This is a genomic window from Ideonella sp. (assembly GCF_036277275.1).
Lineage (GTDB): Bacteria > Pseudomonadota > Gammaproteobacteria > Burkholderiales > Burkholderiaceae_C > Ideonella.
This window is the reverse complement of the sequence record NZ_DASUNH010000153.1, coordinates 1-5,991: the sequence shown is the minus strand read 5'-3', so window position 1 is coordinate 5,991 and position 5,991 is coordinate 1. Positions and strand designations below refer to the sequence as shown.

The window sequence follows — 5,991 nt, the reverse complement described above, 5'->3', positions numbered from 1 at the left end:
CGCACGATGTAGCTGCGCGCGCCCATGCTGCCCGGGATGATCCCCAGCTCGCCCTTCTTCGCGCTCACCGCGCCCTTGCGGGTCACGAACACGTCCTGGCCGAAGTGGGTTTCCTTCTGCACATAGTTGTGGTGGCAGTTCACCGCCTCGATGTGGCTCTGGAAGTTCTTGTGCAGCACGGTCTTCGCGGCTTCGATCACGCGGCGCATCATCACCTCGCGGTTCAGCTTCGCGAACTTCTGCGCCCAGCTCACCGCGCGCACGTAGTCGCCGAAGTAACGCGCGCCTTCTTCGAAGTACGCCAAGTCACGGTCCGGCAGGTTCGCGTTGTTGCGGATCGCATCCTGCTTGGCCAGCTCGATGAACATCGTGCCGATCGCGTTGCCGACGCCGCGTGACCCCGAGTGCAGCATGAACCACACGGCACCTTCCTCATCGAGACAGACCTCGATGAAGTGGTTGCCGGTGCCCAGCGTACCCAGATGGTTGCGGTGGTTGGTCTTCTCCAGCTTCGGGTAGTCGCGGCACAGCTCGGTGAACTCGGGCTCCAACTCGGCCCACGCGGTGTCCACCGCGCCGGGGATCTTTCCCCACGCGCCCGGATCACGCGCACCCGGCGCACGGCCGTGCGGCACGGCACGCTCGATCGCCGAACGCAGCGGGCCCAGGTTGTCCGGCAGGTCCTCCGCGCGTAGCGTGGTCTTGCACGCGATCATCCCGCAGCCGATGTCCACACCGACCGCCGCCGGGATGATGGCCTTGACGGTCGGGATCACCGAGCCGACGGTCGCGCCGATACCCAGGTGCACGTCCGGCATCGCCGCGATGTGCTTGAAGACGATCGGCAAGCGCGCAGCATTCGCCAGCTGGCGCTTCGCCTCGTCTTCGACGGGCACGCCGCGGGTCCACATCTTCACCGGCACGCCGCCAGCGACTTCTTCAATGTTGTAGTTCTTCTGTTCCATGGTGTTCTGTTCTTTCAACTGATCTGGTGGACGCGACGGGATTCGAACCCGTATCAATGCAGCAACCAGGGATTGCTCGCGCTCCGCGCTCGGCCTTCGGCCCACGCCATTGGCGCGTCCAAAGCTGCGCTTTGAGCGATCCCCTGGCCCAGTCGGCGATTGGAAACGCGCGCCAGTGACGACCCGTCATCGGAGCCGGCACCTGCATCCTCAACCGTACTCGCCAACCGACTTGACCCGCTGCACCTGGTGTTACCCAGGCTGCCGGCAATATCAACATTTTTGGCAGTGGCGCTCCCTTCTGTGCCAGCGCGCCCTTTGTCCTTGCTTGTTTGGAGATGCCTCGCTGCGACAAGTTCTGATGAAACGTTTCGTGCTCTATCCACTGAGCTACGGTCCCCCTGATGTGGGACCGGCGGGAATCGAACCCGCGACCACGAGCACCCAAAGCTGTAGTTCCATCTGCATTCGCAGCGCGACATCAAAAATACGGCGCGACAAGAGGACGCAAGACAACTGCCGGTCCGGTTGCCCGGTTGGGGGTTTGAACCCCACGGCTCCAATGTAGTCCTGCTGGCATTCGCGCTTCAAACTCTCCTGCTTCAACGGCTCTCGGTTGGCGACAAGGATTGGCGTGAGACTTGAGCATTGGGATAAATGGAGTCCCACGCCACATTCGCCAACCGACAGCCGTCGATTCAACTACTTGGATGGGTGCCGCAGACGACAAGAGACACAAGAGCGGCCGCCGGTTGCCCGGCTGCGGGCTTGCGTGCCCGCTTGGCCATGTGGTGCTGTACTCCTGTGCGCATTCGCCTGCGGCACCGTCCTCACCTCCCAGTGACTTGGTTGACTTTCTTCATTCTTCTATTGCACTCCCAGCGAGATCTTCTCGATCTCGCCGACCCAGTGTTCGGCACTGGTCTTGCCGTCGACGAACTGGCCCACCATCCCGAACACCGCATCCGAGAAGCCACCGACATTCATGATGTCGTGGCGCTCTGCCGCTTGCGTCGTCGCGTACGGCTGGATGTCGATGCACACGAGCTTGGCTTGCGGGCAACGGTTCTTCAACGTCTCCCACTCGCGCAGCGTCTGCGTCGCTCCGTGGCGGCGCGCGTCGACCCACGACTCGTTGTCCGAGACGAGGATCACCACGTCCACCATCGCGCGTTCCTGGTTCAGCAGTGCCAGCGGCGCGCTGCAGTTCGTCCCGCCGCCTCCGATGGACGCCAGCGCTTTCGCGTTGGTCATCACAGAGTCGCGAGCATTCAGCTGCAGCTTCACCACGCCTTGCTCGAACGGCAGCACACGTGCTGCACGGTTCTTGCGCAGCACGGCCGCCGCCACCAGCGCCGCCACGTCGATACAGCGCACCGTCGACGTCGCCGAGCCGCGGTGACCCGTCACGGCCGAGCTCATCGAGCCCGACACGTCCGGACACACCACCACGCGGCCGTCGAACGCCGGCACGTTGATCAGCGCAGCTTCCATCGCGTCCTGCAAGGCATCGCGCACCACGGCGGGCAATGCATCACCGGTCGCATGGAACGCCGACATCAGCTGGTACGGCAGCACACGCGCCTTCGCCACGGTCTGCGGGTCACGCAGCTTCGCTGCGATCACCTCGGCCATGCCGTCGACACCGAACACACCGTGACGAGCAAAGGTGTTCAGGTTCTGTCGCACCATCTGCCACGAACCAGCGCGGGCGATCTGTGCCCAGTGGGCGGTCACCAGCGGCAGTGCAGTCAGCATCTGGAACGGCACGTCCGGCACATCCATCGTGGTCGCGCCCAGGGCCAGGCCACGCTTGAAGCGCTCGAACGCTTGCGTCAACGGCGGCAGCTCGCTTTCAGCGAACGGCTTGCCCAGCAGCCAGGCGAACCAGGCCGCACGCCAGGCTTCAGCCGGCTTCGGGTGAACCATCTTCACGACGTCGGCCAGCGACGGCGTGTTGCCCACGGAAGCCGCCAGCAGCTGCTTTTCGCTCGCGTTCAGCAGCCAGTGCTGCACCAGCTTCTTCGGACGCGTTCCCAGCGACTTGCGGCCGACCGCACCACTGCGCACGATCTGCACGAAGTTGCGCAGCATCTTGCCGTTGTCGACCACACGGCCGAACACGTCGTTCAGCAGACCGACATCGCGCACCGCCAGTGAAGCCGCCAGCAGCGCCGGCATGTCCTTCATGTGGCCGGCCGAACGGGCGTACACCGCCGTCTTCGCGACAAAGGCCAGCTCGACCTGGTTCGCCAGCGCCAGCACGCTGTCGAGCTGGTTCTGCGCGTCGGCATAGAAGGTGCGGTTCAGGCAACCGGTCGCCGCCAATTGCGCCAGCTGGTGGCGCGGGCTCAACGCATAGGCCGGTGCGCCTTGGTGGTTCTCGGCCTGCGGCTGCGGCAGCAGCGCGCCCTTGCTCGAATGAAACAACTGGGTGTTGACCATGAGTGTTCTCCTCGTCCTCTTTGCATTCAACTTTTGTGCTTCAGATGTTGCAACGGGCGTGCCAGGCCGTGCCCTACCACCTCTGGAGCATCTCAAGCCATTGATATACAAAGATATTTTTCTCAAACGCCGGAGACGGAGTGAAGCCACGAGTCCAATCAATCTGGAGAATTGCTAGCATTGCAGCTAGTCATCTATCTATTGATCCATGACCAAGAAGACCGTCGTGATTGGCTTTCTCGGCACCCAGCTCGATGGCGGCCAGGGCGCCGGCCGTTGGGAGAAGTGGCGGCCCACCGTCTCGCTGGCGCAGCACGACGACTTGCTGGTGCATCGGCTCGAACTGATCTACACCCCGCAGCACCGTGCGCTGGCCGAGCGCGTGGCGCTGGACATCACCATGGCGTCGCCCGACACTGAGGTGAAGCCGATCGAGATGGAGATCGCCGATCCGTGGGACTTCGGCGAGGTCTACGCAGCGCTGTACGACTGGGCACGCAGCTACCGTTTCAATCCGGACCGCGAGCAGTACTGGGCCCACATCACCACCGGCACGCACGTCGCGCAGATCTGCATGTTCCTGCTGGTCGAGTCGCGCTCGATACCGGGCGTGCTGCTGCAGACCTCACCGCCGAAACGCCAGACACAGGGCAACCCGGGCAGCTACGCGCTGATCGACCTCGACCTGTCGCGCTACGACGCGCTGGCGCGCCGCTTCGAAGCAGAGAAGCAAGAGGCGGTCGACTTCCTCAAGAGCGGCATTGCGACGCGCAACAAGCGCTTCAACGCCTTGATCGACGAGATCGAGCGTGTCGCGGTGCGCTCGCGCGCGCCGATCCTGCTGACCGGTCCGACGGGCGCCGGTAAATCGCACCTCGCGCGCCGCATGTTCGAACTGAAGAAGGCGCGGCACCAGATGGCTGGCGAGTTCGTCGAGGTCAACTGCGCGACGCTGCAAGGTGACGGCGCCGCCTCTACGCTGTTCGGCCACAAGAAGGGTTCGTTCACCGGTGCGGCCGCCGACCGGGCCGGCCTGCTGCGCACCGCGCATGAAGGCGTGCTGTTCCTCGACGAGATCGGTGAGCTGGGCCTCGACGAGCAGGCGATGCTGCTGAAGGCGGTGGAGGAGAAGCGCTTCTTCCCGATGGGCAGCGACCGCGAGGTGACGAGCGACTTCCAGCTGATCGCCGGCACCAACCGTGATCTGCGCATCGACGTGGCCGCTGGGCGTTTTCGCGAAGATCTCTACGCTCGGATCAACCTCTGGTCGTACACGCTGCCGGGGCTCGCGCAACGCCCTGAAGACCTGGAGCCGAACATCGAGCACCTGCTGGCGCGCGCCGCGGCCGAGTCGGGCCGTGCCGTGCGTTTCAACGCCGAAGCGAAGGCGCAATACTTGCGTTTCGCCCAGTCGCCCGAAGCGGTGTGGGCCGGCAACTTTCGCGACCTGATGGCCAGCGTCACCCGCCTGGCCACGTTGGCCGATGGTGGGCGTATCAACACCGCGCTGGTCGATGCCGAGCTGCAGCGCTTGCGCTGGCATTGGCAACATGCCGGTGCGGATGCGGCGACTGTCGGCACCGTCCAGCTCGACACGCTGATCGATGCCGAAGCACTCGACGCGATGGACCTCTTCGATCGCCTGCAGCTGGAATCCGTGGTGCGCATCTGCCGCGAATCGAAGACGCTCTCCGACGCCGGCCGCAGGCTGTTCCATCGATCACGCACGCAGCGCAGCGTGGTGAACGACGCCGATCGCTTGCGCAAGTACCTGCAAAAGCACGGGCTCAGCTGGGACGCGGTCTGCACGAATTGAGTACACGTAGGCGCCGGAACAACATTTCGTTCGAGCAGGTGCTTGACGATGGAGTGAAGAGTCTTTACAGTTCAATCCTGTTGCAGTTGCCGAAAAGCAATCGCGCACCGAACAAACACCGAATTCATTCACACACACCGAGATTCATCGTGAACACCTTTGGCCGCATCCACCACCACGCTCTGCCCCTGACGGGCAGTCGTGTGGCCGTGCGCGCCATGAATGTGTTTGCTGGCAAGGGTTGCCCTGGCAAGCGAGCCATTGCGATGAATCAGGGACGGCCGTCCAACCAGAACCTGCAAGCCCAGGCTTGCCTTGGTTACGAGGATTGGCTGTCACCACCGGGCGAGGGAGGCGCGTAGGCGCACACACCCTTCCACTCGAACACACGTCGAGGCCCGGATTCCAGCAAGGATCCGGGCCTTTTTTGTTTCTCTGCACGCCTTTCAAGGTTCGCATAACCGGTGACCGATGGGTCACCCCCGATACGCAACGGCGTATCGGCCTGCTCTTTAACAAGTTGCCGCGAGGACTGCTGCTCTTTTGAAAGCAGCGAGTCCTCGCAAATTCAAGCGGATGTAGCTCAGTGGTAGAGCGCGACCATGCCACGGTCGAGGCCCCGGGTTCGATCCCCGGTTTCCGCTCCAAATCTCATGGCGGGTGTGCTTCGGCACCACGGTCATGCATGCGCCCCACAAAGTGCAGGGGCGACTGGGATGTGCGCCGCGGGGACGCCCGCGTCGTGCAGCGAGTCAGCGCTTTGGT

4 protein-coding genes and 1 tRNA gene are annotated in these 5,991 nt (G+C 63.6%); 3 read left to right on the top strand and 2 right to left on the bottom strand.

Annotated features, from left to right (window positions below; all coding sequences use genetic code 11):
- Together VFY73_RS26650 and VFY73_RS26645 are read right to left on the bottom strand one after the other, a co-directional pair.
- Nucleotides 1-965, bottom strand: a 965-nt coding sequence (locus VFY73_RS26650; RefSeq protein WP_329724608.1) for an RtcB family protein, incomplete at its 3' end; no start/stop codon positions are given.
- A gap of 867 nt (nucleotides 966-1,832) precedes the next feature.
- Nucleotides 1,833-3,410 (bottom strand): RNA-binding protein, encoded by a 1,578-nt coding sequence (locus VFY73_RS26645; protein WP_329724606.1) that lies wholly within the window; start codon nucleotides 3,408-3,410, stop codon nucleotides 1,833-1,835.
- Nucleotides 3,411-3,618: 208 nt separating this feature from the next.
- Between VFY73_RS26645 and rtcR the strand changes: the two genes are divergently transcribed.
- The 3 genes from rtcR (at nucleotide 3,619) to VFY73_RS26630 (ending at nucleotide 5,873) form a co-directional block, all read left to right on the top strand.
- Nucleotides 3,619-5,226, top strand: coding sequence for an RNA repair transcriptional activator RtcR (gene rtcR / locus VFY73_RS26640; protein WP_329724604.1), 1,608 nt, complete (start codon nucleotides 3,619-3,621; stop codon nucleotides 5,224-5,226).
- Nucleotides 5,227-5,375: 149 nt separating this feature from the next.
- The gene (locus tag VFY73_RS26635) at nucleotides 5,376-5,588 is read left to right on the top strand and encodes a hypothetical protein (RefSeq protein ID WP_329724602.1); all 213 of its coding nucleotides are present in this window, start codon (nucleotides 5,376-5,378) and stop codon (nucleotides 5,586-5,588) included.
- A gap of 210 nt (nucleotides 5,589-5,798) precedes the next feature.
- Nucleotides 5,799-5,873, top strand: a tRNA-Gly gene (locus VFY73_RS26630).
- Nucleotides 5,874-5,991 lie beyond the last annotated feature (118 nt).